The following is a 24,421-nucleotide window of genomic DNA, read 5'->3' on the forward strand; positions in this document are numbered from 1 at the left end:
GGGCCCGAGGTCGAAGCCATTTCGGCGTCCCTGCGGGATTTGACCGATTTTGCCCAGGGCGTCGTCGAAAAGTCTCGAAATATCAGAATATTCCTTCGCCTTTTCTCCTCGCCCTGAGCAAAATCGATTCAAACCTCGATCGCGGAATTAATGGGTCCTGGCCCTAGGGGTCGCAAATCGGGAACTGCCGTCCTATCTCTGCCGTTCTGAACTCTTTGTGGGAGATTGGCGTTGGCCGACGCACCGGTAAAAGAAAAGCAGGTCAAGCTTCAGGTGGCGACACTGCGCGCAGAAGAAAGCGGCGCGGGGATCGCCCGGATTCCGCGCACCGCAATGGCCGAACTCGGCGTGACCGAGGGCGATGTCATCCAGATCAGCGGCAAACGCGACACCGCGGCGCGTGTCGTAGCGCCCTATGCCGAGGATGAGGGGATCGAGGTAATCCGCCTCGACGGCTTGCAACGCGCCAATGCTGGCGCCGGCGCGGGCGATATGGTGCATCTGAGCCGGGTCGAGATGCGGCCCGCGACGCGCGTAGTCTTTGCGCCAGCACAGGAAAATCTGCGGCTGCAGGGCTCGGCCAATGCGCTCAAGCGCAGTTTCTTCGGCCGTCCGCTGGTCGCCGGCGATACGGTCGCGACCGCAGGGCAACAGCGCGTTCCCGCAGGCGATATGCCGCCGCAATTGCGCCAGATGCTCAACGCGCCCGCCTATGCACTCGCCGAGGTGCGCCTGCTTGTTGTCTCGGCGAATCCGAAGGGCGTCGTGTTCATCGATGAAAGCACCGAAGTCGAACTGCTGTCCGAATATCAGGAGCCGCAGGACGCGCGGCGCACCGACGTTACCTATGACGATCTGGGGGGGCTTGGTGACACGATCAATCAGCTGCGCGAGATGGTCGAGCTGCCGCTGCGCTATCCCGAACTGTTTCAGCGGCTCGGCGTCGATCCGCCGCGCGGCGTTCTGCTCCACGGCCCGCCGGGAACCGGCAAGACGCGGCTGGCCCGCGCCGTTGCGAACGAAAGTGATGCACAGTTTTTCCTGATCAACGGGCCGGAGATCATGGGCAGCGCCTATGGCGAGTCCGAAAAGCGCCTGCGTGAGATTTTCGAGGCCGCGACCAAGGCCGCGCCGTCGATCGTCTTCATCGACGAAATCGATTCGATCGCGCCGAAGCGCGGACAGGTGACGGGCGAGGCGGAAAAGCGCATCGTCGCGCAGCTTCTGACGCTGATGGACGGGCTCGAACCGCGCACCAATCTGGTGGTCATTGCGGCAACGAACCGCCCCGACGCGATCGACGAGGCGCTGCGTCGTCCTGGCCGCTTCGACCGCGAGATCGTGATCGGTGTGCCCGATGAAAGCGGGCGCCGCGAGATACTCGCGATCCATACGCGCGGCATGCCGTTGGGTGACGACGTCGATCTGGGCGAGCTTGCGCGCACGACCTTTGGTTTTGTCGGGGCGGACATGGCCGCGCTGACGCGCGAGGCGGCCATCGAGGCGGTGCGGCGGATCATGCCCAAGCTGAACCTTGAGGAAGGAACGATCCCGCCCGAAGTTCTCGCGGAATTGCGCGTGACGCGCGACGACTTTCTGAATGCGCTGAAGCGCGTCCAACCGTCGGCGATGCGCGAGGTGATGGTGCAGGCGCCGAAAACGCGCTGGAGCGACATCGGAGGGCTCGACGCGGCGCGCGACAAGATGATCGAAGGCATCGAACTGCCGCTCAAACATCCCGAGGCGTTCCGGCGGCTGGGTATTCGCGCGGCGAAGGGCTTTCTGCTCTATGGTCCGCCCGGTACGGGCAAGACCTTGCTGGCAAAAGCCGCAGCGCGCGAATCGGACGCGAATTTCATTGCGATCAAATCGTCGGACCTTCTGTCCAAATGGTATGGCGAGAGCGAGCAGCAGATCGCCCGGCTGTTCGCGCGGGCACGCGCCGTTGCGCCGACGATCATCTTCATCGACGAACTCGACAGTCTGGTGCCGGCGCGCGGCAGCGGAACGTCGGGCGAACCGCAGGTGACCGAGCGCGTCGTCAACACGATCCTAGCCGAGATGGACGGAATCGAAGAGATGCAATCGGTGATCGTCATCGGCGCGACAAACCGCCCGAACCTGATCGATCCCGCGCTGCTCCGCCCGGGGCGACTCGACGAGCTGATTTATGTCTCGGTTCCGAATGCCGAGGGACGGAGGCGGATTCTTGAGATCCATACCGCCAAAATGCCCCTAGCCGACGATGTGTCGCTCGACACGCTCGCCGAGCGTAGCGACCGCTTTACGGGCGCCGATCTGGAGGATCTGGTGCGCCGGGCGGGGCTTGCCGCGCTCAAGCGATCGATCGCGAGCGATCTCGTCACCATGGCCGATTTCGAAGCTGCGCTGAAGGATACCCGCGCTTCGGTCACGGAGGCGATGGAGCGCGACTATGAAAAAATCCAGGGCGAGATCAAGCAGCAGGCGATGAGCATCGACCCGATCGGCTTTTTCGCGCCCGGCATGCTGAAACCCGTTCGCGAGCAGAAGCACGCCGATGATGCGAAGGGCTGACGCGAAGCGCTAATGCTCAGTTTGCGGGCTGGTCCTGTCGTAAGGCGGACCAGCCCCAGAGGACGAGCCAGCCGCAAAAAGCGGCCATCAGTCCGTAGCTGATCATCGGGTGCCAATTGTAGAGCAGGACGCCGATGGCCGGCGAGATGATATAGGCCGATCCATTGATCGACGCCGTCATCCCGGCGACGCTGCCTTGGTCGCGGCGCGGGACCGAGAGCGAGGCGCCGGCGGTAAATCCGGGCCGAAACAGTCCGAAGCCGAGCGAGGCGAGGGCGAAACCGATGACGATCGCGTGCAGATCCTGCGCCAGCCCGGTCATGAGGATGCCGACGCCCCCAAAAGCGGCGCCGTACAGGACGGTGGTGCGCGGGGTCATCTTGAGCAGCGGGATCAGCCCCCATTGCGAGAGCAGCGTCGCAAAGGCGCCGGCCATCAGCACGATACCCGTAATCGCTGCGCCTTCGTCGGGCCTCAGACGCAGATGCAGCCGGTCGAGAATGAGAAAGCCGATGACGCCGAGCATCATCGCCTGCGCCTGACCGCCGAAAAATCCCGCGAGCAGCCAGGGGCGCACGCGCCGGTCGCGCCAGCCGAGCGATTCCTGCTCGGCGGGGTCGAGTTCATTCTCATCCTCGGCGGTCGGTTCGCCCGGTCCTGCAGAGAGCGGATAGGAGGCGATCGCACCGCGTGCCGCGAAGCGCGGCATATCGTCGGGAAGCCGCCAGCGCAGCATCACAAGCACCGTGAGGCCGATCAGGGCAAAGACGAGCAACGGCCCCGCAAGGCCGAAGATCGGGAGGATGAAGAAGGGCGCAACCGCGGGGCCGATCACCGTGCCGAGCCCGAAGGAGGAGGAGACCAGCGACAGCGCCTGCGTGCGCTCCTCGGGATCGGTGCGTGCGGCAACATAGGCCTGGACCGCGGGCGGCGCGGCCGAGCCGAAGCCGCCGTAGAGGCTGCGGAAAAGCGCGAAGAGAATGAAGGTCGCGCCCGCGGCGAGCCAGCCCTGGAGCCCGGCCCACAAGGTCACGCCGCACAGCGCCATCGACAGGAAAAAACCGATGATTCCGCGCGCCATCAGCACCTTGCGCCCGCGCTTGTCCGACTGGCGCGCCCAATAGGGAGCGGTAAGCACCCAGAGCAAGGCCGACCAGCTGAACGCCAGGCTGACCCAGACATCGGGGATGTGAAGCTTGGCGCCGATGGCGGGAAGAATCGACTGCATCGCGGTATTGCCCGCGGCGGCGACGAGCATGATGGCGAAGAGGACGGCCATGCGATCGGCCGGAATCGAGCGCGTCATATTGCTCAATTCGTCCTCCCCCTGTTTTCCAACCATTTACCGCAAGTGCCTGTTTCCCTACACGCCGCCGGGCGTCTGTCCAGTGTCAAGACAGACTCTTTTCTTGCACCGCCGCCACGATTTTGCCACTCCACCAAGAACCGCAACAACGCGAAAGCCATCATGACCAATCCGCGGGCGCAGGCCCAAGAATCGAAAATCGCGATGTCCCGTCGGATCCGCGAGAGGCTGAAGCGATTTTTTGGCCCTTGGGGTATGTTCGTGAAGGGATTCATCAAGCATCCCGTCATGGTCGGGTCGATCGTGCCCTCGTCACCGACGCTGATCCGCCACATGCTGCGGCCCGTCGACTGGAAGAATACCAAGCTGTTCGTCGAATATGGCCCCGGCGTCGGCACCTTTTGCCGCCCGGTGCTCGAACGGCTGGCGGGCGATGCGATGCTGATCGCGATCGACACGAACGAGGATTTCATCGCCTATCTGCGCAAGGAGATCCGCGACAGCCGCTTCGTTGCGGTGCATGGCTCCGCGGCAGACGTTGAAGAAATCGTCAAGGCGCACGGTTTCGACAAGGCCGATTATGTGCTGTCGGGTCTGCCCTTTTCGACGCTCCCGGCAGGCGTCGGGCCGGCGATCGCGGCAGCGACGCACCGCGTGCTACGCCCGGGCGGGGCCTTCCTCGTCTATCAGTTCCGCGCCCGCGCCCGCGATTTTCTCGCGGCACATTTCAAGCGCATCGACAACGCCTTCGAATGGGTCAATGTCCCGCCCTGTTTCCTGTTCTGGGGCTGGAAAGACTGAGCCCTCAAAGCTCGGGATCGGGTTCGGCGAGCCCGAAATTCAGCCGCCGCGATACCGTATAATCGGCCACACCGACCACGAACCAGGCAAGCGTCCAGCGCAGCCGGGTCAGCCAGCCGGCGCGGGCCTTGTGCGTTTCGGCGGTAATTACGTCGCAATCCTCTTCGAGTCCTGCGACGAAACCGCGCATGCGCTCTGCAAAATGGGGATCCGCGATCCGCACCATGATCTCGACATTCACGAACAGGCTTCGCACGTCGAAATTGGCCGATCCGATATAGACGATGTCGTCGATGACGATCAGCTTCATGTGCAATTTGCACGGCCGATATTCCCAAACCGCCCCGCCTTTGCGCAGAAGATAGCCGTAGAGCAGACGCGAGGCGCCGATCGTGGCAGCATTGTCCGATTTGCTCGCCATGACGAAACGCGCGCGCCCGAAGCGCGCGACGCGTCCGAGTCGGCGCAACATCCCCTGCGTCGGCGAGAAATAGGCCATCGCCATGTCGAGTTGCCGTGCCCCCTCGAGATCGGCGCGCACGGCGCGCGCCCATGGTGAGAGGCGCTGCGTCGGTCCGCCGACAAGCCAGGTTACGGCGCCATTTTCGACCGGCCATTCGCGGATCAGCCGCCGGAGCATGAGGAGTTTGCCGTCGTGGTTGACGGCATAGTCGCGGATTTGCGCGAACCACTGGACGGCGCGCGCGACGCTCGGCCCGCGCAGGACCATCCCCAGATCGAACCAGCAGTCGGCGCGCGGTGCGCTCAGATAGTCGTCGGATATGTTGAAGCCGCCGGTGATCGCGATATCGCCGTCGACCAGGATCAACTTTTGGTGGTTGCGGATCAGATAGCTCGATCGCCAGCGGCGCGAGAAATAGGTCACTTCGCCGCCCGCATCACGCAGCGGCACGAAGATGCTGTCGGCCGTGTTCGACGAACCGAAACTGTCGATGACCGCGCGCACGCGGACGCCGCGCCGCGCCGCGCGGGCAAGCGCTTCGAGAACGTCGGTCCCCGCGCCGTCGCCCTCGAAGATATACATGACGAGGTCGATGCTGCGGATCGCGCCATTGATCAGGGTGAGCAATTGTTCGAGCCGCGCGGCGCCGTCGAACAGCAGCTCGATCCGGTGCCCCGCCACATCGGCGCTCCAATGCAATCCGTCGCGGGCAGGGGCAGGGGGTTCGGTCATCCTGCGCCTGTCATAAGCAGGAGCCGCGAAGCGCCGCAAGCGCCCCGGTTTTGTTGACATATCGGGCGCTGCCTGTTAGCGCGCAGCGCTTGCCGCCATGCCCATCGGGCTGGCCTCTCCTCATCTAAGGAAACAAGATGGCCCGCGTTACCGTCGAAGATTGCGTCGACAAAGTTCCCAACCGTTTCGATCTGGTGCTGCTTTCGGCGCATCGCGCCCGCGAGATTTCGGGCGGCTCGGAGCTGACCATCGATCGCGATCGCGACAAGAATCCGGTCGTCGCGCTGCGCGAGATCGCCGAACAGACGATCCGCCCCGTCGACCTCAAGGACGCGCTCACCGGATCGCTGCAGAAGGTTGTCGTCGACGATGACGATACGCCCGATGAAATCAGCTCGATCGCCCGCTCGGCCGAGGCGCTTCGCCTCACCGCGGCTGCGCCGCCGCGCAGTCCCGCGGGTGGCGGTGCCGATTTCGACTAAGATCGGCGAAAGCACTACGGAAAGGGGCTGCGGGAAACCGCGGCCCCTTTTCGTTTCTGAGCCCCCTTGGCGGCGCGCTCAGGGAAGCTGCGTGAGTTCGGCGACGCGGATCGCGCGCGAGGCGAGCATCGGTTCGATAATGATGCCGATGCGCCGTGCACGCGGTGACGCGACCTCGACATTATAGAGGCTGTTCGCGACGACATCGGCGATCTGCACGCCTTCCGAGCGGCGGCTGTCGGCGAGCGACGCGCGGCCCCAGCCGCCGAGCCCGGTCTGGATCGCCTCGCGGACATTTTCGAGAATTACAGGATCGTAGCGACCGTCGTCGATCACCACGTCGCTGCACACGCCGCCGGTTTCGGGAAGCCAGCTTCCGATCGCGAGATCGAGAAGCGCGGCATAGAGCGCCAGATCGCTTGGCGGCTGGCCGTCGGCCGGCGGCTGGAGCCGCGCGCGTTTGGCGACGGCTACCCAGGCGCGTCCGCCCGCCCGGTCGAAAAGTTCGAGGAGATAGGCGCGCTCGGTCAGGCTGATACGGCTGCCCTTGAGTTCGCCGCGCAGTCCCGTCACGGCGCGAAAGCGGGCATGGATTTGCGCCGCGGCTTCGGGGGTAAGCATCACAGCGGCAAAAGTCATCGCGCCGGCGTTGAGGCCGCCCGATTCGTCGCAATATATGGTCATGCCTGCGCCGCGCCCCGTGCGTCGATCATTTGACGCGGCCGAAAAAGGCAACCGAGCGCGATCCGCCTGCCGGTACGGCGGTGCTCCAGAGCCAGCGGACATGAGTCACGTCAACATCGGTCGCCGCGCGCGGCGACCCATCGGCGCCGGGGAGGGTGAGTCCCGCAAGATCGCCGAAAATCTTGCCGCCGTCGACCGAGACGCTGAAATCGGCGCGGTCGTCGGTGCCGTCGAAGACCAGCCCTGCGGGGATCGGGTTGACGATGCGAACCCCCGTCGCCGGGCTGGACCCGGGATTGGCGAACAGCAGCGTGACGCGCACGCGGTCGCCGGGAACGACGACGTCCGGGGCGACATAGGATTTGACGGGCTTGCCGCTGTCGGCGCCGCTGATCTTCTCGAGTTCCACCGTCGAGGTCAGCGCGCCCTTTTCCTGCGCGGCGGCCATGGGGCCGGCGGCGCCAAGGCCTGCCGCGAGAATATATGCGAAAAGCCTGCCGCGCATCATCTGGTCCTTCGAAAGGTGAAAATTGACCTGCTCAAGCAGGGCAGGGATAGCGTTTCCGCATCAGCCCGTCGAACGCCATGTTGATCGTCGTGCGGCTGCGGCTCTGCGGCGGATAGGTGCGAAGATGCGCGAGCCATTGCTCGGGGGTCAGCGTGCCGCTCTTGGGCGGGCAACTCGCCGATTTGCGCCCTGCTTTGCGGTCGGCCTCGATCCGCGCCTGATAGCGTTTGCCCGCCGCGATGACTTCGCCCTTGAGCTGGTCCGTCTCGGGCATGGCGAGTGCGAGCGGCCCAAGCCGCTGCAACGCTTCGGCGCGCTGCAGGAAAGTCGCGACGCTCATGTCGCCGGGCGACGCTGCGGTCAAAACCAGCCCGGCGGCCAGAGCCGCCGAAACCAGTCCCATGCGCCGCATCCTGCCGTTGATCATGTCGCCGAAATTCCTTCGGTCCCCTGAATACCGGCTGAATCGACGGTCGTCACGCGCCCTGAGGATGCGTGTCGCCGAAAGGGCGCGGTTTGCGCTTGATCTGCGGCAGGCCGCCGGCGTGACCCTGAATGGGGGCGCCGGGCTTGTTCGCGTCGCTGTCGCGGCCAATGTCCTCGCCCTTGATCGCGCGGCGCGCCTCCTCGCCCGACAGCGTCTCATATTCGAGCAGCGCTCCTGCAAGCAGATGCAGCTCATCGAGATGGTCGGTGAGCACCTTGCGCGCCGTCTTCTCGCCGTCCTCGACGAGGCGGCGGACTTCGGCGTCGATCAGCTTGGCCGTTTCTTCCGACATGTTCTGCGCGCGCGAGACGCTGTGGCCGAGGAAAACCTCGTCCTGATTGTCGCGGTAGCGCAGCCAGCCGAGCTTGTCGGACATGCCATATTCCATGACCATCGAGCGCGCCATGTCGGTGGCCTGCTGGATGTCGTTCGACGCACCGGTATTAAGCTCGTCCTTGCCGTAGATGAGCTGTTCGGCGATGCGGCCGCCGAAGCAGAGCGCGAGGCGCGCCTTCATCTGCTTCATGCTCATCGAATAGCGGTCGCGTTCGGGAAGGTTCCACGTCACGCCCAGCGCGCGGCCGCGCGGGATGATCGTCACCTTGTGCAGCGGATCATTATGCTCGACATGGATCGACACGAGTGCGTGGCCCGCCTCGTGATAGGCGGTCGCCTTCTTTTCGTCCTCGGTCATCACCATCGAACGGCGTTCGGCGCCCATGAGCACCTTGTCCTTGGCTTCCTCGAACTCGCCCGACGCGATCAGGCGCTTGCCCTTGCGCGCCGCAAGCAGCGCGGCCTCGTTGGCGAGGTTGGCAAGGTCGGCGCCCGAAAAGCCGGGCGTGCCGCGCGCGATACGGCGCAGGTCGACGTCGGGGGCGAGCGGCTTCTTGCGCGTATGGACCTCGAGGATCTTCTGGCGGCCTTCGATGTCGGGGCGCGGGACGACGACCTGGCGGTCGAACCGGCCCGGACGCAGCAGCGCGGGATCGAGAACGTCGGGACGGTTCGTCGCCGCGACGATGATAATGCCCTCGTTCGCTTCGAAGCCGTCCATTTCGACGAGCAGCTGGTTGAGCGTCTGTTCGCGCTCGTCATTGCCGTTGCCGAGGCCGGCACCGCGATGGCGGCCGACCGCGTCGATTTCGTCGATGAAGACAATGCACGGCGCGTTGCGTTTCGCCTGCTCGAACATGTCGCGGACCCGGCTGGCGCCCACGCCGACGAACATTTCGACGAAGTCTGAACCCGAGATGGTGAAGAAGGGGACGCCCGCCTCGCCCGCGATCGCGCGAGCGAGCAGCGTCTTGCCGGTCCCCGGCGAGCCGACGAGCAGTGCGCCCTTCGGAATCTGACCGCCAAGCTTCGAAAATTTGGTGGGGTCCTTGAGGAATTCGACGATTTCCTGCAACTCCTCGCGCGCCTCGTCGATGCCCGCGACATCGTCGAAGGTCACGCGGCCCTGCTTCTCGGTAAGCATCTTCGCGCGGCTCTTGCCGAAGCCCATCGCGCCCGACCCGTTATTTTTCTGAACCTGGCGGAAAACGAAGAAAGCGATGCCGAGGATCAGCATGAAGGGCAGCGCCTGGATCAGCAGATAGACCCAAATATTGCCCTGATCGGTAGGCTTGCCGTCATATTTGACGCCATTGTCGTTGAGCAGCTTGAGCAGTTCGGGGTCGCGGACGATATTGGCCGAAAAGCTTTCGCCGCTGTTGAGCTTGCCGGAAACGCGGTCGTCGGAGAGGACGACTTCCTTCACCGCGCCTTCCTGAACCTTTTGACGAAACTCCGAATAAGCCATCGGAGAACCCGTGCCCTGCGAGGCGCCGCCGAACATCGACGCGACGAGGAGCATGGCAAGCAGAATGCCGCTCCAGATCATCACGCTCTTCATCCAGGGGTTGCCCTGCGGTTCCTTGTCGTCCTGCATTCGGAGAATATCCCAATCAACGCCAGCATCGCGAGAAGCCGCGACCATAGGCTGCAAGATAGGAATATCCGGTTAAATGACAATGCGCCAAGCGCGATAAATTCAGCTTTTCCGCCGCGGCGCCGAGGAAATGCGCCAGATTGAGCCGTCGCGCTCGCCCGCGGCGTCGATCAACAGGCTGCCGACCATTGCGCGCCGACCCTCGCGCATCGCCGCGATGACCGTGTCGAGGGTGACGCCGCGCAGCACGAGTCGCGGGTCGGCATGCGACAGGCGGCGCATGACGATGCGTCGGAAAAGCTCGGGCGGATAGCCGAGATCGCGGATGACGGCCGTGTCGTCGACCTCGGGCCAGCTTGTGATCGCCTGATCGACCGCCCAGTCGAGCGCCTCGTCGGCTTCGGCGAGCCAGCGCGCCGAGCGCGCGGCGGCTTCGGCGTCGATCGTCGACTGATAGCGCAGCGCATGGCGCAGCCGCGCCCGGTCGAAGCGCTCGTCACTGTTCGACGGGTCGTCGACGAACGGAATGTCCTGATCGAGCGCGAGCCGCGTCAGGTCCATGTGCCGCCAGCCGAGCAGGGGGCGCAAAACCTGGCCGTTGCGGGCGCGGATCGAGGCGAGGCCGCCGACGCCGCTGCTGCGGTTGAGCCGCATGATCATCGTTTCGAGCTGATCGTCGGCATGGTGCGCGGTGACGATGAAGTCGATTCCCTGTTCGCGGCGCCAGCCGTCGAGCAGATCATAGCGCGCCGTTCGCGCCGCGGCCTGCAGCGAGCCCGCGATTGGACTATCCGGCGTCAGCGTTGCGTGGGGAATATGTTCACGCGCGCAGAAAGCCGCGACCATGCGCGCCTCTTCGGCCGAACCGCTGCGCAATCCGTGATCGACCGTTGCCGCCCGGACCTGCCCGGGCAGCAGCGAAGCCATCAGCCAGAGCAGCGCCATGCTGTCGGGGCCGCCCGATACGGCGACGCCATAGTCACGGCGATGCCAGTCGGCGCCGACGAGCGCGGCGAGTTCGCCGCCGAGCCGCTCGACGGCGTCGCTGTCAACAGCCTGCTTTTGCTTTTGCGGCGGCAGCATCGTCGCGGACATCCTTCGGTGCCTTGTCGCCATAGACCTCATCCAGTTCGCGGAAGGCCTTGCAGGCGTCGGCTTTGCGCCCGAGCTTGTCGAGCGCTACTCCCATATACATCAGGCTGTGCGGCGCGCGGGGCCCGCTCGGTCGATCCTTGTAATTATTATAGAAAGCGACGGCGGCAAGGCTCGGCTTGCCTTCGTCGAGATAGGCGCGCCCGAGCAGGTTCTGCGCATAGCTTGCCTGGTTGCTCTTCGGCCATTTTGCCACGACCTGTTTGAGCTGCGCCTGCGCCTCGGGATAGAGTTTGGCATCCCACAGGCGGAAGCCGTAGGTATAGGCATCTTCGGCCTCGTTGCCGGTCGCCGGAATTTCGACCTTCTTGACGAGCGCGAGCCGGTTGGTGTCGGGTTTGCTCGCGGCGGGCGTCGTCGTTGAGGGCTTTTTGGTGGTCGTAGTCGTCGACGCCTGCGTCACCGTGGCAGGCTTGGTCGCCCCCGAACCCGATGCAAGCGGCAGACTTGCCGGGGTTTCACCGCCGATGGCGGGGGCGGCAAGGCGCTTTTCCATTTCGGCCTTATAGGCGGCGAACTGTTTTTCGAGTTCGCGTAGTTGATAGCTGTTCTGCTCGGTCTGGCCGGTGAGCGTCTGAAGCTGGGCTTCGAGCGCATCGACGCGCGCGGTGAGGTCGATGACCGGGGCATTGCCCTTCGCGCGTTCGCCGGGCGTGTTGTCGGGCGCGATCTCGCCCTCGAAGAAAGCGGGGCTGCCGCCGGGGAAGACCGAGCGCTGGACCGCCCGCATTTCCTTTTCCAATCGCTCGACGCGCTTGTCGATCCCGGCGTCCTGCGCCTGTGCAACAGGCGCCGCTGTCAGCGCGATCATTGCCGCGCCGATCAAAGACCCTTGTAACTTCCTCATCTGCCGTGCGGCCCCCACCAGTTAACTATATTGTCTCTATGCTCTCATAACGCCGCAAACGGCGGATACGCAAACCCATTTCGGCGCGCGGCCGCGTCGATCCGTCGGGAACGGAGACGAATCAGGGGCGCGCGGAGGCGCCTTTGGCCTTGGGCAGCGGAACCGTCGCGGTACTGCCGCTTCCTTCGGCGCGCGCCACGAGGTCGGCGGGTTTGAGCGAGATTCCCTTGACGAGCGTATCGGCGGGGCCGGTCGCGCCGACGTCGCGGCCGCCGACGGTGATCTTGAGCGCCTGCGGGCGGCTCGTGCGCAGCGTGAACTGCTCGATATAGGCTGCGGGAACCTCATACGTCTCGCCGGCGTCGAGCGTGCGCCAATTTTCGGTCTTGCCCGCGGCATCGTCGAACCCGATCCACACTTCGGAAAGGCCGGTAAGCACGACGGGGGCGTTCGCCGGCACTGCCGCGTTCGGCGCGCCCGCCTTGGGAGCGCCTGCCGCCGGGGTAGCGGCAGCAGGGGCTTCTGACGCGTCGGCGTCGGCATTTTGTGCCGCGATCAGCGCCTCGTCGGGTTCGACCGACAGGAAGCGCCACACGCCATAGGCCGAGACCAGCAAGAGCGCGACGATGACGAGCGTCCAGGTCAACCGTGCGGTCGGCAGGCGGGCGGGGTCGGTCGGCTCATAGGCTTCGTAGAGCGGCCGCGCGCCATATTCATCCTCGTCGAGTTCGCGGCGAAGCTCGGCGGCGATTTCGGCCTCGGGCAGATCAAGCGCGCGGGCGTAGGCGCGGGCGAAGCCGGTGACATAAGTCCGGCCCGGAAGTTCCGAAAATTCCGAGTTTTCTATGGCTTGAAGATGCCGCTGGGTCACGCGCGTACGCGTCGCGATGTCGGCGAGCGAAAGCCCTGCCGCCTCGCGCGCTAGGCGAAGCCGGTCGCCGGTGCGCGTGATCGCCAACTCGCCCTGCTGCGGGGCGACGTCCTCATCTGCCATTGCTGTCTCCGTGCCGGTCGCTTGCAACCCGTTTCGACCGTGTCGCCTCGTTCTCGCATTGTGGACGCGCGAAAGTCAAATGAAGTTCCGCAAACAACAGGCCGAAAGGAAGCGGATTCCGGATTGGCGGAAAAGCCGACGTGCGGACGCGAGGACGGGGCGCGGAACATTCGCTGCCGCTCATTCGTTCAATTCTCAGTTCCCGCGAAACAAAGCGCGCGAATCCGGATGATTAGGTGTCGAAAGGAATTCAGCATGTTCAAATGGGCGTTGATCTTCGCCGTGATCGCATTGCTCGCGGCCGTTCTCGGTTTCTCCGGCGTGGCCGGTGCGGCAGCCGGGATTGCCAAAATTCTCTTCTTTGTCGGCCTTGCGCTGGTCGTTCTGTTCCTCGTTCTCGGTTCGGCCGCGGCGAAGAAGATCAGCTGACAGGTCACGACATAAGCGACAAAAGAGCGGGCGGTTTGAAACCGCCCGCTTTTTTTCCGCGCAATTACTGGGGGCGGCTCCTGCCGCCATCCGACGGTGGGCAGCTAGTCGTCAAAGCACATATTTGCTGAGATCGGTATCGCCAACGACATCGGCGAGTTGCTTGTCGACATAGGCGGCGTCGATTTCGAGCGTGGTGTCGGGCATGTCTTCGGCAGTGAAGCTCACTTCTTCGACAAGCCGTTCCATGATCGTCTGGAGTCGGCGGGCGCCGATATTTTCAACCTTTTCGTTCACCTCGGCCGCGAGCCGGGCGACGCGTGCGATTGCATCGGCGGTGAAGCTCAGCGTGACCCCTTCGGTTCCGAGAAGCGCGGCATATTGCTCAGGCAGACCCGCTTTGGTTTCGCTGAGGATGCGAACGAAATCTTCCTCGCTGAGCGCGCCCAATTCGACGCGGATCGGCAGACGGCCCTGCAATTCGGGGAGAAGGTCGCTGGGCTTGGCGACGTGGAACGCGCCGCTGGCGATAAAGAGGATATGATCGGTCTTCATCGGACCATATTTGGTCGCAACGGTCGTGCCCTCGATAAGCGGCAACAGGTCGCGCTGGACGCCCTCGCGGCTGATCGAGCCACCGCGCACGTCGCTGACCGCGATCTTGTCTATCTCGTCGAGGAACACGATCCCATTGGCCTCGGCATCGGCGAGCGCGACGCGCGCGACATCGTCCTGATCGAGCCGCTTGTCCTGCTCTTCCTCGATCAGCCGCGTCGCAGCGTCTATGACCTTCATCTTGCGGCGCTTCTTGGGCAGGCCGCCCATCGCCTTGCCGAGCATGTCGGAGAGGTTGATCATGCTCATCTGGCCGGGCTGTCCGGGCAGATCGAACGGCATGCCGGGGGCGTCGGAGACCTCGATTTCGACCTCGCTATCGTCGAGATGACCTTCGCGGATACGCTGGCGGAAGCTCTGGCGCGTGGCTTCGCTGGCGCCCTTGCCCGTCAGGGCGTCGAGCAGCCGCTCCATCGCAGCTTCTTCGGCGGCCGCGCGCACCGCGCCGCGGCGGCGATCTTTCTCGAGGCGCACCGCTTCCTCGACCAGATCGCGCGCGATCTGCTCGACGTCGCGGCCGACATAGCCGACTTCGGTGAACTTGGTCGCCTCGACCTTGATGAAGGGGGCATCGGCGAGCTTGGCCAGGCGGCGCGAAATCTCGGTCTTGCCGCAGCCGGTGGGCCCGATCATCAGGATATTCTTGGGGCTGACCTCATCGCGCAGATCGGGCGCGAGCTGCTGGCGGCGCCAGCGATTGCGCAGGGCAACGGCGACCGCGCGCTTGGCGTCCTTCTGGCCGATGATGTGCGTGTCGAGAGCGGCGACGATCGCCTTCGGAGTCAAATCCTTGTTCATGATATTATGCCTGAATTTCGATGGTTTCGAGCGTGGTCTGGTCGTTGGTGTAAACGCAGATATCGGCTGCGACCTGCATCGCCTTTTTTACCAGCACCTCGGGGTCCTTTTCATAATCGGCGAGCGCGCGCGCCGCCGACAGAGCGAAATTGCCGCCCGACCCGATCGCGGCGATGCCACCGAGCGGTTCGAGGACGTCGCCGTTGCCGGTGATGACGAGCGTTACCTCCTTGTCGGCGACGATCATCATCGCTTCCAGATTGCGCAGATATTTGTCGGTGCGCCAGTCCTTGGCGAGTTCGACCGCGGCGCGCAGCAACTGACCATTGTGGCGTTCGAGCTTGGCCTCGAGCCGTTCGAACAGGGTGAAGGCGTCGGCGGTCGCACCCGCGAAGCCCCCGATCACGCTGCCGTCGTGGAGGCGGCGGACCTTGCGGGCGTTTGGCTTCATCACCGTCTGCCCCATCGACACCTGACCGTCGCCGATTACGACGACCTTGTCTGCGTTGCGGGCGGAGAGGGTGGTGGTTCCGTGCCAGGGTGCGTCACGGTGCGCGGTCGATTGGGTCATGCGGCGCGATATGGGTAAAGCGACGCCGAGCCGCAAGGGGAGGGGCCGATCAGGCGGCCCAGCAGAGCAGCACGCGGGCGCCGGGCGCCATTTCAAGCGAAGATAAGTCTTCGAGCAGGGCGACCTCCCCGAACGGCAAGGGTTCGTCGCCGATCCGGCAGCCGTCGGCCAGCGGCACGAGCGTCAGGCTTTGCTCGGTCGGTCCGACAAAGTCGCGATCGAAAGGCGCCCCCAGATGCAGGAGATGGAAGTGGGGGCCATCGACGAGACGCTTGTTCGCCGCCGGGTCGATCGCGCAATGCGGAGCGTCGTACGACGGCGCAGCGTCGACAACCGCAAGCCCGTCATCGAGGTGCAGATCGCGCGGCCGGCCATAGTCGAAGAGGCGGTAGGTGCACTCGGAATTCTGCTGCACCTCCACCAAGGTCAGCCCGCCGCCGATCGCGTGGATCGTGCCCGCCGCATTATAGAAGAATTCGCCCGCCTGCGCCGGCCGCCAATCGACCATGTCGACGATCGACCCATCCTGCGCCGCGGCGCGAAGCGCGGGCACGTCGGCGGGGGCTTTCAGGCCGAGGCCAAGTTCGGCACCCGGCTCGGCGCCCAGGATCAGCCAGCATTCGTCCTTGCCGCGCGCATAACCGGCGGCGCGCGCGCGGACATCGTCGGGGTGAACCTGAATCGACAGCCGCTCGGAGGTGAACAGGAATTTGATCATCAACGGCGCCGCATCGCCGTCGGGATGCGCGAACCATATCTCACCGATGCGCCGTTCGCCGAAGTCGCCGAATGCCGCGGGTATGTCGGTCCGTCCCCACGGCTTTTCTACGATATGCGGGGGAAGGCGGGTCAACATGACGATGTCATGTGTCGCGTGCGCGAGGACGTCAAGCGACCGCGCGCATCAAGCGGCGCGATTGAGCCGGTTAGGGGTGCTCCCGCCGGGCTGGTCGAGCCAGAGACCGCGCGTGTCATAGACAATCTTGTCCGACCGTTCTTCGAGCGGGATCGATTTGAACAGGTCATGATCGACGAGCACGATCAGCAGGTCGCACTTCGCGAGTGCGGTATCGAGGTCGATGAGTTCGGATCCGGTACCGGCGAATTCGGCCGGCAGTCCGCGCGCATAGGGCTCGACGATGTCGACCTGCTTGCCGAAGCGGCGAGCGAGGGCTGCCGCCACCTCGACCGCGGGACTTTCGCGGAAATCATCGATGTTCGGTTTGAAGGCGAGGCCGAGGCAGGCGACGCGCGCCTGCGGATGCTGCGACACGAGCATTTCGGCGGCGCCGATGACATGCGCGGTCTTCGCGAGATTGACTTCGCGTGCGGTACGGATGAGTCGGCTGTGATCGGGCGCCCCATGAACGAGGAACCAGGGATCGACGGCAATGCAATGGCCGCCGACGCCGGGGCCGGGCTGAAGGATGTTAACGCGCGGGTGGCGGTTGGCGAGGCGGATCACCTCCCAGACATCGACGCCCATTTCTTCGGCCATCATCGACAATTCGTTAGCGAAGGCGATATTGACGTCGCGGTAGCTGTTTTCGACGAGCTTGACCATTTCGGCGGCGCGCGCCGAGGTCGTGATGCAGGCACCGCGCACGAACTGGCGGTAGAAGGTCATCGCACGGCGCGCACAGCGCGGCGTGATACCGCCGATGCAGCGGTCGTTGTCGACCAGCTCGACCAGAATCCGGCCGGGCAGGACACGTTCCGGACAATAAGCGATAAAGATGTCGGCGGCACCGGCGCACGCGCCTGGCACCTTCAGGTCGGGGCGCAGTTCGGTGATCAGCGCGGCGACCTTTTCGGTCGTGCCGACGGGCGATGTCGATTCGAGGATGACAAGATTGCCGGCTTGCAATTTGGGCGCAATCGCGCGGGCTGCCGCCAGCACATAGCTGATATCGGGGCGATGATCGGCGTCGTGCGGCGTCGGCACGGCGATCACGAAGCTGTCGGCGGGCGCGACTTCGGTCGAAGCGGTGAGCGCGCCGCGCGCGACGACGCCCTGGACGAGCCCATCGAGATCGACCTCCTCGATGTGTACCTTGCCGCTGTTGACGGTTTCGACGACCTTCTCGCTGACATCGACGCCGGTGACGCGGCAACCCGACCGCGCGATCAGCGCCGCGGTCGGCAGCCCAATATAGCCGAGGCCGAGGACGGTAACTTGCTGGTCGGTATCAATGGGCACGCGCGACAATCTCCGCAATTCGCTGGGCAGCGAGGCCGTCGCCGAACGGATTGTGCGCGCGGGCCATCGCCGAATAGGCTTCGCTATCGTCCAAAAGGCTGAAAATTTCCGAAACGATCCGATTTTTGTCGGTGCCGACAAGCCGCGCCGTGCCGGCCTCGATACCCTCGGGCCGCTCGGTCGTCTCGCGCATCACGAGCACCGGCTTGCCCAGCGAGGGCGCTTCCTCCTGCACCCCGCCGCTGTCGGTCAGCACCAGATGGCTGAGGCCGAGCAGGCGGACGAAGTGCGGATAGTCGAGCGGATCGATCAACGCGACGTTCGCGAGATTGCCGAGGATCGGTTCCATCGCGCTGCGCACATGCGGGTTCGGATGGACGGGGAAGATGACGGCGACGTCGCTGCGTGCCGCGATGCCCGCTATGGCTTCGGCGATCGCCTTCATGCCGTCGCCGAAATTTTCGCGGCGGTGCGAGGTGACGGCGATGATGCGCTTGCCCGCGAAGCGCGCGGCGAGCGGGTCGAGACCGGCGGCAAGCGATGGCTCCTCACCGAGACGTGCTTGCGTCGCGAGCAAAGCGTCGATCACCGTATTGCCGGTGACGTGAATGCGGTCGGCGGGCACATTCTCGGCGCGCAGCGCGGCGGCGGCGGTGTCGGTCGGCGCGAAATGCAGGTCGGCGACCGCGCCGGCGACCTTGCGGTTCACCTCTTCGGGCCAGGGATGATAGATATTGCCGCTGCGCAGCCCCGCCTCGACATGGCCGACCGGAATCTTGCGAAAATAGGCGGCGAGCGTCGCGGCCATCGTCGTCAGCGTGTCGCCGTGAACAAGGATGCGGTCGGGCTTCTCGCGATCGAAGGTCTCGCCAAGCCCGGTGACAAGCCGAGCGAGGAGCGCGTCGAGCGACTGGTTCGGCGTCATGACGTCGAGGTCGATGTCGGGCGTGATGCGGGCGATTTCGAGCACTTGATCGAGCATTTCGCGATGTTGCGCCGTGACACAGACACGCACGTCAATACTCGCTTCTGCCTGCAGCGCATGGAAGACGGGAAACATCTTAATCGCCTCCGGACGCGTGCCGAAAACGGTAATCACCTTGGTCATTATATCCTCCGGCCAAGAACCTCTCGCGCCTAGCACCCGCGGGTCGCTAACGCGGGATTAATCGGCAAAGCTTGCGACCCCCTTAAATGGCGGCAATATTTGGCAAAAGTCCGTCATAAATGGCGTGCGGCAACTTTTGTGCGATAGTGGCCTATATTGCCACCTATTAGGGTGTAAGCTAGGGGACTGCCGACTAAACGCCGGCCCCCTCCGGTATGCCAGTAATTGGGAAGTTGGATTCTTCATGTTCTGGAAGCGTAAAAGCAAGCCGGTCCCCGCGCGGGTGAGCAGGTTTGCCATCCCGGACGGGCGGCGCGTCTACGCGATCGGCGACATTCACGGCCGCGACGACCTATTCTCCCGGCTGATCGATCTGATTCGCGCCGACAATGCGGCGCGCTGCCCGGCGAAGATCACTCTTGTCCTGCTTGGCGATCTGGTCGATCGCGGCCCCGCCTCAGCGGCGGTCGTCGATCGCGCGATCGCGCTCGCTGGTGAATTCGACGATACTCGGCTCCTGATTGGAAATCACGAGGAATGTTTCCTCGCTGCGCTGACGGGCGACGTGCAGCGTCTGCGCTATTTCATGCGTATCGGCGGTACAGCGACGGTCCAGAGCTACTGGAATGACGAGATTGATTTCGTCATGGCCAGCTTCGAAGAGGTTGCAGCCAAGCTGCCCGCGATGGTGCCGCAATCGCATATCGAATTTTTAAGCAGCGGCGAGGATTTGATCGAGATCGGCGACTATGCCTTCGTCCACGCCGGTATCCGCCCCGGCGTACCGCTTGAAAAGCAGGCGCTCGCCGACCTGAGATGGATTCGGGAGGATTTCCTCAACGACGAGCGCGATCATGGCGTGATGATCGTCCACGGTCATACGATCCAGAGCGACATCGACGAATGGCCCAATCGAATCGGTATCGACACCGGCGCCTATCGGTCGGGTGTGTTGTCGGCGATCATGCTTGAGGGCACCGAGCGTTTCTATCTGAAGACCGAAGGCCTCGCCGAGGCTGCGTGACGCCAAGTCTCTCCATTTCGGGAATAAAAATCGCGGCGAAATGCCGCGCAGAGTGGGTGGAACCCGCTTTCTGGTTGCCTGACCCGCGCAGTAGTCCTAAAGGGTCGGACGATACTCTGGACGTTTGCCATGCGGCGAATTCGACATAGGCCATCCGTTTGAATAACCCCCGGGTTTGAGTAGATTTGAAGCTTTCGACGTGATGGTAGCGCAATCCCCCGGGTCATCGGCCCTGCTTACGCTCATTGTGCGTATGTTGAGAGTAATTGCGGATTTGCCACGTCCCGTCCGCCGCTTCATTGCCCTTCTAATGGATGCCGTGATCGTTGTTGCCTCGGCGTGGCTGTCCTTTTCCATCCGTATGGGGCAGTGGAGTCAGTCCGAGCGACCATTTTTGATTGTAGTGATCGTGGCGCTACTCTCTTGGTTTTCCGTCGCTTGGGCGGCGGGAATCTACCGCGCGATCATCCGTTCAACTGGTGGTCGGACCATCGCCGATATTGCCGTCGCCTGTCTGATGCTCTCGTTGCTGATGATCGGCATTTTCATGTTCGTCGGGATCGAAGGCGTACCGCGCACGATCGGCGTCCTGCAACCGATGATCCTTCTGCTGCTACTGGCTACGAGCAGGGTTTTCATCCGTTACGCGTTGGTTGACGTGCTCCATCTGGTGCATCGCGGCCGCCAGCAGCGTGTTGCCATCTATGGCGCAGGACGTGCGGGACAGCAGCTCGCGCTCGCGTTGCGGCACGAGGGGCATCTGGTCCTCAACTGCTATATTGACGACGATATTAGCCTTGCCGGATCGCGGATCGACGGGGTTCCGGTACTCGACGGACGAAATGCCGGCATATTCATCGGCGAATTCGGTATCGACGAAATCCTTCTGGCCCTGCCGAGCGCGACACGCGGTCGGCGTCGCGAAATCGTGGAACGACTTCAGAAATATCCCGTCCGCGTTCGTTCCCTGCCGAGCATAGGCAATATCATCGACGGCGAGGTCTCGATCCGCGATCTAAAGGAAATTCGTGTCGAGGATCTGTTGGGTCGCGATCCAGTTCCGCCCGACGAACAGCTGCTTGGCGGTGCGATTGCCGGTAAGAATGTGCTAGTATCGGGTGCGGGCGGATCGATTGGGTCAGAGCTTTGCCGTCAGCTACTTGCGCGCGGTCCGCGTAGTCTGGTTCTGGTCGAACAGTCCGAATTCGCACTCTATACTATACTGTCGGAGCTTGAGGAGAGCTGCGTCGGCGCAGGCGTATCGCTCGTTCCCGAGCTGGTCAACGCCGCCGATGCGGCGGCGATACGGCGGGTTATGGAAAGGCATCGGCCGCAGACCGTTTTCCACGCGGCAGCTTATAAGCATGTGCCGCTCGTCGAGGCGAACCCGATTTCGGGCCTGCGCAACAACATCATGAGCACGCTTTATTGCTGTACGGAGGCGGAGCGGCTCGGCGTGTCGCGCTTCATTCTCGTCAGCACCGACAAAGCGGTGCGTCCGACTAACATCATGGGCGCATCGAAACGCTTCTGCGAACTGATCGTTCAAGGTCGCGCAAACGAAACGCAGGGTGACACTATATTTTCAATCGTCCGCTTCGGCAATGTGCTGAGCTCGAGCGGCTCGGTTGTCCCGCGGTTCCAAGCACAAATCAATGTCGGGGGGCCGGTGACGCTGACGCACGCTGAGGTCACCCGATATTTCATGACGATCCCTGAGGCCGCGCAGCTTGTGATGCAGGCGGGCGCGATGGCGAAGGGTGGCGAAGTCTTCGTTCTCGACATGGGGCAGCCGGTGCGGATCATCGACTTGGCGCGCTCGATGATCCGGCTTTCGGGTTGTACAGTACGTGACGATGACAACCCTGACGGCGATATCAGCATTGAGGAGATTGGGCTGCGTCCCGGCGAGAAGATGTACGAAGAGCTACTGATCGGGGAAAATCCGCAGCCGACGGATCATAGCCGGATCATGCAGGCGCACGAGGAGTTGATCGCTTGGCCCGAGCTAAAAGCGTTTATCGGGCAGCTTAGTCGCGAATTGGATGCGGGCGACCCTAAAGAAGCAATGGCGGTGGTCCGTGCGGTAGTTCCCGATTATACGCCGTCAACGTCTAGCGCAGATGATAAAATGATTGCGGTCACACCTCGTACAAAAAGCGGATTTGGGACAATTTGATAATATGAAAATGCGCTCTCTCTTTATGTCCGGATCGCCAGTGAACGGAGATCGGTCGCGACCCGCCTATATCTGTGCAGCGTTTTTGCTGGTCGTGGCCTTTGTCGTCGCTGGCGGGGCGCGCGACGACATGGTGTCCTTGCTGTTCTGGCGGCCGTTGACGATGTTCATGCTAGCCTTTGCCGTAGCGCTTTACTGGCGCAAAGCTTGGCAGAGCGGTCGAGGGGTGATGCTGTTAGCTTGCGCGATCGTGACGCTCCCGGTTCTGCAACTCATACCTTTGCCTCCAGTGGTGTGGACTGCGCTCCCCGGGCGCGAGCTAATCGTGTCCATTTATCGCGACGCAGGTATGGCTTTGCCGTGGCAACCCCTTTCGGTCGCCCAAGCGCGAACTTGGAACGCGCTCTTTTCGCTGGCCGCGCCGCTCGCACTATTGATCTTTGCCCTGAGCTACGACGATCAATGGCACCGCAAACTGCTGATGATCCTGATCGGCTTCGGATTTGCGAGCGGAATATTGGGGCTGGTGCAGGCGATCGGGCCGGCGAACGGTCCGCTCTATTTCTATCGCATCACGAATAACGGCCTCAGCGTCGGCCTGTTTGCCAACCGCAATCATCAGGCGATATTTCTGGCCATGCTCTATCCGCTGATCGCTGCACGCCTGGCGCTGTTTCAGGGCAAGCCGGATCAGCTCCTGTTCCAGCGTTCGCTTGCGCTGGCGGGCGGGATGCTGCTTTTGCCGCTGATTTTGATGACTGGATCGCGCGCTGGCCTAATCCTCGCCGTCGTCGGAATCGCCTTCGCATTGTGGGTTTATCGCCCGCCGGTTTCGGTCGCGCGCGCGGCAGACCGACTGAACGACAAACATGTGCGTTGGGTGACCTATGGGCTGGTTTTCGCGCTGCTGGCGATGGTGACCGTCGTTGTACTGCGGACTCCCGCCCTCGAACGCATAGTAGGAACCGATGCCGCCGACGAATTACGCGTCTTAGCGTTGCCGGTAATCGCGCGCGCGACCGGCACTTTTCTGCCCTTCGGAAGCGGGCTTGGGACCTTTGTCGAGACCTATCAGATATATGAACCTGATAAGCTAATCATGGCGAATTATTTCAACCACGCGCATAATGATTTTGCCGAGCTGGTTCTGACGGCTGGCATTCCGGGTGTGCTACTACTGCTTTGGACGGCAGTACTGGCGTTGGCCTCGTTCCGCTCTCTGGTCCGCAATCGAAAGTTGAACGTCGATGGTCGAGGCGGCACCGCGCAAGTTTTGGGGAGGGCGGGTTTTTCGGTTCTGAGCATGCTTGCACTCTCCAGTATAGCTGACTATCCGCTGCGCGTTCCTTCGCTTATGTTGTTAGGAGTCGTGGCTGCGGTTTGGTGTTCGACTGCTTATCGGTCCGCGCGGAAGTGAAGAGGTTTATGCAGCAAAAAATTTTGGCGAAGTGCATCCGGGTATCAATGATTGGCGCCATGATGATGGCGTCCGCTAGCCTGACTGGATGCGCCGGCGACAGTCTTACCAAGGGTGGTGTTGGCGGCGCCACTGTCACGCGAGTCGACGCGAGTGAACTTCCGGGCCCCGACGGACAGACGGGCGCTGAGCAGGGCTATGTCTATCGCATCGGCCCCTATGACAAGCTAATCATCGACGTACTAGGCATCGACGGCATGGTGAACCGGCACGTCACTGCCGACGGAGACGGGAATATTGCATTGCCAGTGGCCGGGTCGGTTTCAGTCAACAACCTGACAATCGGCGAGGCGACCGATCGCATCGTGCAGCAGCTGCGTGCCGGATATATGCGGAACCCACGCGTTTCCGTAAACTTGGAAGAATCTGTCAGCCGTTTCATAACCGTGGACGGCGAAGTGGCACAGCCCGGCAATTATCCAGTCGTCGCAGGCATGACGCTAATGCGCGGTGTCGCCGCAGCGCGCGGAGTGACCGAATTTGCCAAACTAAAGGAAGTCGTGATTCATCGGAAGGTTAACGGCCGCCAGATGATCGCGCTCTATGATCTTCAGGCAATACGGCGCGGAGCCTATACTGATCCAGTCCTCTATCCCAATGATGTCGTCGTTGTCGGCGATTCGCCGGGCCGCCGTATGTTGCAGCAACTCCTTCAGGCTGCGCCGCTGCTTATCTCTCCCCTAGTCGCAGTGCTGAACAACAATAGCCTCTGACGCCCGGCTTCCGATTTTGAGCGAGTTCCCATTTAATGTCTAACCTGCAACCAATACAATTGAACGATGGCGAGAGTATGCCCGCGTCCGGCCGGCAATTCTGGTCGGCACCGGTGATTTTGGGCTATTGGAACGCGTTGAAACGGCACATCTGGCTGGCTGCGGCGATTGTTGCGGTTACGGTGGTCATCGGCACAATCATTACGCTGTTGATGACGCCGCAATATATGGCGACGTCGCGGATCGAAATCGCGCGTGAACAGGCGAATGTGACCAATGTTGAGGGGCTGAAGCGCGAAGACAGCACTCCAAATCAGGAATTCTATCTGACGCAATATTCGCTGCTCAATGCGCGCTCGCTG

Annotated in this window: 23 protein-coding genes; 9 read left to right on the forward strand and 14 right to left on the reverse strand. The window is 63.1% G+C overall.

What is annotated here, in order from left to right:
• Positions 1 to 225 precede the first annotated feature (225 nt).
• Complete coding sequence (locus tag STE01S_RS07320) at positions 226 to 2,556, forward strand: CDC48 family AAA ATPase (protein ID WP_409371971.1); 2,331 nt, start codon at positions 226 to 228, stop codon at positions 2,554 to 2,556.
• 16 nt (positions 2,557 to 2,572) lie between these two features.
• Here the strand turns inward: STE01S_RS07320 and STE01S_RS07325 are convergent, their stop codons facing one another.
• Positions 2,573 to 3,898 carry an MFS transporter gene (locus STE01S_RS07325; RefSeq protein ID WP_003044844.1) on the reverse strand — a complete coding sequence of 442 codons (1,326 nt, stop codon included), beginning with the start codon at positions 3,896 to 3,898 and terminating at the stop codon, positions 2,573 to 2,575.
• A 168-nt stretch (positions 3,899 to 4,066) separates the two neighbouring features.
• On the opposite strand from STE01S_RS07325, the gene STE01S_RS07330 reads away from it, so the two are divergent.
• Positions 4,067 to 4,663, forward strand: coding sequence for a class I SAM-dependent methyltransferase (locus STE01S_RS07330; RefSeq protein WP_051066408.1), 597 nt, complete (start codon positions 4,067 to 4,069; stop codon positions 4,661 to 4,663).
• 4 nt (positions 4,664 to 4,667) lie between these two features.
• Here STE01S_RS07330 and STE01S_RS07335 read toward each other — a convergent pair whose 3' ends face one another.
• Positions 4,668 to 5,858 carry a phospholipase D-like domain-containing protein gene (locus tag STE01S_RS07335; protein ID WP_062766429.1) on the reverse strand — a complete coding sequence of 397 codons (1,191 nt, stop codon included), beginning with the start codon at positions 5,856 to 5,858 and terminating at the stop codon, positions 4,668 to 4,670.
• Positions 5,859 to 5,995: 137 nt separating this feature from the next.
• Here STE01S_RS07335 and rpoZ point away from each other — a divergent pair, with 137 nt between their 5' ends.
• Positions 5,996 to 6,340 (forward strand): DNA-directed RNA polymerase subunit omega, encoded by a 345-nt coding sequence (gene rpoZ, locus STE01S_RS07340; RefSeq protein WP_003044837.1) that lies wholly within the window; start codon positions 5,996 to 5,998, stop codon positions 6,338 to 6,340.
• Between the two features lie 78 nt (positions 6,341 to 6,418).
• Here the strand turns inward: rpoZ and STE01S_RS07345 are convergent, their stop codons facing one another.
• The 7 genes from STE01S_RS07345 to STE01S_RS07375 all read right to left on the reverse strand — a co-directional run bounded on the left by STE01S_RS07345 (position 6,419) and on the right by STE01S_RS07375 (position 12,945).
• Complete coding sequence (locus STE01S_RS07345; protein ID WP_062766432.1) at positions 6,419 to 7,024, reverse strand: DUF3800 domain-containing protein; 606 nt, start codon at positions 7,022 to 7,024, stop codon at positions 6,419 to 6,421.
• 25 nt (positions 7,025 to 7,049) lie between these two features.
• Complete coding sequence (locus tag STE01S_RS07350) at positions 7,050 to 7,532, reverse strand: DUF11 domain-containing protein (RefSeq protein ID WP_062766435.1); 483 nt, start codon at positions 7,530 to 7,532, stop codon at positions 7,050 to 7,052.
• A 31-nt stretch (positions 7,533 to 7,563) separates the two neighbouring features.
• Entirely contained in the window at positions 7,564 to 7,959 is a 396-nt protein-coding gene (locus tag STE01S_RS07355) for a hypothetical protein (RefSeq protein ID WP_062766437.1), read from the reverse strand.
• 49 nt (positions 7,960 to 8,008) lie between these two features.
• Positions 8,009 to 9,952 (reverse strand): ATP-dependent zinc metalloprotease FtsH, encoded by a 1,944-nt coding sequence (gene ftsH / locus STE01S_RS07360; protein ID WP_062766467.1) that lies wholly within the window; start codon positions 9,950 to 9,952, stop codon positions 8,009 to 8,011.
• A 102-nt stretch (positions 9,953 to 10,054) separates the two neighbouring features.
• Entirely contained in the window at positions 10,055 to 11,047 is a 993-nt protein-coding gene (gene tilS, locus STE01S_RS07365; protein ID WP_062766440.1) for a tRNA lysidine(34) synthetase TilS, read from the reverse strand.
• A complete protein-coding gene (locus STE01S_RS07370; protein WP_062766443.1) occupies positions 11,001 to 11,915 on the reverse strand; it encodes a tetratricopeptide repeat protein in 915 nt (304 codons plus the stop codon). The genes tilS and STE01S_RS07370 overlap by 47 nt, the downstream gene beginning before the upstream one ends.
• Before the next feature lie 157 nt (positions 11,916 to 12,072).
• Complete coding sequence (locus STE01S_RS07375; protein WP_062766446.1) at positions 12,073 to 12,945, reverse strand: helix-turn-helix domain-containing protein; 873 nt, start codon at positions 12,943 to 12,945, stop codon at positions 12,073 to 12,075.
• A 255-nt stretch (positions 12,946 to 13,200) separates the two neighbouring features.
• Here STE01S_RS07375 and STE01S_RS19545 point away from each other — a divergent pair, with 255 nt between their 5' ends.
• A complete protein-coding gene (locus STE01S_RS19545) occupies positions 13,201 to 13,374 on the forward strand; it encodes a DUF1328 family protein (RefSeq protein WP_003044814.1) in 174 nt (57 codons plus the stop codon).
• A 111-nt stretch (positions 13,375 to 13,485) separates the two neighbouring features.
• Here STE01S_RS19545 and hslU read toward each other — a convergent pair whose 3' ends face one another.
• Genes hslU through wecB form a run of 5 tightly spaced genes read right to left on the reverse strand, consistent with a single transcriptional unit; the run spans position 13,486 to position 18,666 of the window.
• Positions 13,486 to 14,787 (reverse strand): ATP-dependent protease ATPase subunit HslU, encoded by a 1,302-nt coding sequence (gene hslU, locus STE01S_RS07380; protein ID WP_058812083.1) that lies wholly within the window; start codon positions 14,785 to 14,787, stop codon positions 13,486 to 13,488.
• 4 nt (positions 14,788 to 14,791) lie between these two features.
• Positions 14,792 to 15,358, reverse strand: a complete 567-nt coding sequence (gene hslV / locus STE01S_RS07385; RefSeq protein WP_062766449.1) for an ATP-dependent protease subunit HslV — start codon at positions 15,356 to 15,358, stop codon at positions 14,792 to 14,794.
• Positions 15,359 to 15,407: 49 nt separating this feature from the next.
• Positions 15,408 to 16,214, reverse strand: a complete 807-nt coding sequence (locus STE01S_RS07390; protein WP_062766452.1) for a class I mannose-6-phosphate isomerase — start codon at positions 16,212 to 16,214, stop codon at positions 15,408 to 15,410.
• Between the two features lie 48 nt (positions 16,215 to 16,262).
• Entirely contained in the window at positions 16,263 to 17,558 is a 1,296-nt protein-coding gene (gene wecC / locus STE01S_RS07395; protein ID WP_062766469.1) for a UDP-N-acetyl-D-mannosamine dehydrogenase, read from the reverse strand.
• Positions 17,548 to 18,666, reverse strand: coding sequence for a non-hydrolyzing UDP-N-acetylglucosamine 2-epimerase (gene wecB, locus STE01S_RS07400; protein ID WP_062766455.1), 1,119 nt, complete (start codon positions 18,664 to 18,666; stop codon positions 17,548 to 17,550). The genes wecC and wecB overlap by 11 nt, the downstream gene beginning before the upstream one ends.
• Positions 18,667 to 18,910: 244 nt before the next feature.
• Here wecB and STE01S_RS07405 point away from each other — a divergent pair, with 244 nt between their 5' ends.
• The 5 genes from STE01S_RS07405 to STE01S_RS07425 form a co-directional block, all read left to right on the forward strand.
• Complete coding sequence (locus STE01S_RS07405; protein WP_062766458.1) at positions 18,911 to 19,690, forward strand: metallophosphoesterase; 780 nt, start codon at positions 18,911 to 18,913, stop codon at positions 19,688 to 19,690.
• A 310-nt stretch (positions 19,691 to 20,000) separates the two neighbouring features.
• Complete coding sequence (locus tag STE01S_RS07410; RefSeq protein WP_255265905.1) at positions 20,001 to 21,869, forward strand: polysaccharide biosynthesis protein; 1,869 nt, start codon at positions 20,001 to 20,003, stop codon at positions 21,867 to 21,869.
• Positions 21,870 to 21,873: 4 nt separating this feature from the next.
• On the forward strand, positions 21,874 to 23,286 hold the full coding sequence (locus tag STE01S_RS07415) for an O-antigen ligase family protein (protein ID WP_082813260.1): 1,413 nt from the start codon (positions 21,874 to 21,876) through the stop codon (positions 23,284 to 23,286).
• 8 nt (positions 23,287 to 23,294) lie between these two features.
• Complete coding sequence (locus STE01S_RS07420; RefSeq protein ID WP_255265906.1) at positions 23,295 to 24,059, forward strand: polysaccharide biosynthesis/export family protein; 765 nt, start codon at positions 23,295 to 23,297, stop codon at positions 24,057 to 24,059.
• A 77-nt stretch (positions 24,060 to 24,136) separates the two neighbouring features.
• Positions 24,137 to 24,421 (forward strand): Wzz/FepE/Etk N-terminal domain-containing protein (locus tag STE01S_RS07425; RefSeq protein ID WP_255265907.1); only part of this gene is annotated, 285 nt, incomplete at its 3' end.

Origin of the sequence: Sphingopyxis terrae subsp. terrae NBRC 15098, from assembly GCF_001598815.1 — a bacterium.
Classification (GTDB): Bacteria; Pseudomonadota; Alphaproteobacteria; order Sphingomonadales; family Sphingomonadaceae; genus Sphingopyxis; species Sphingopyxis terrae.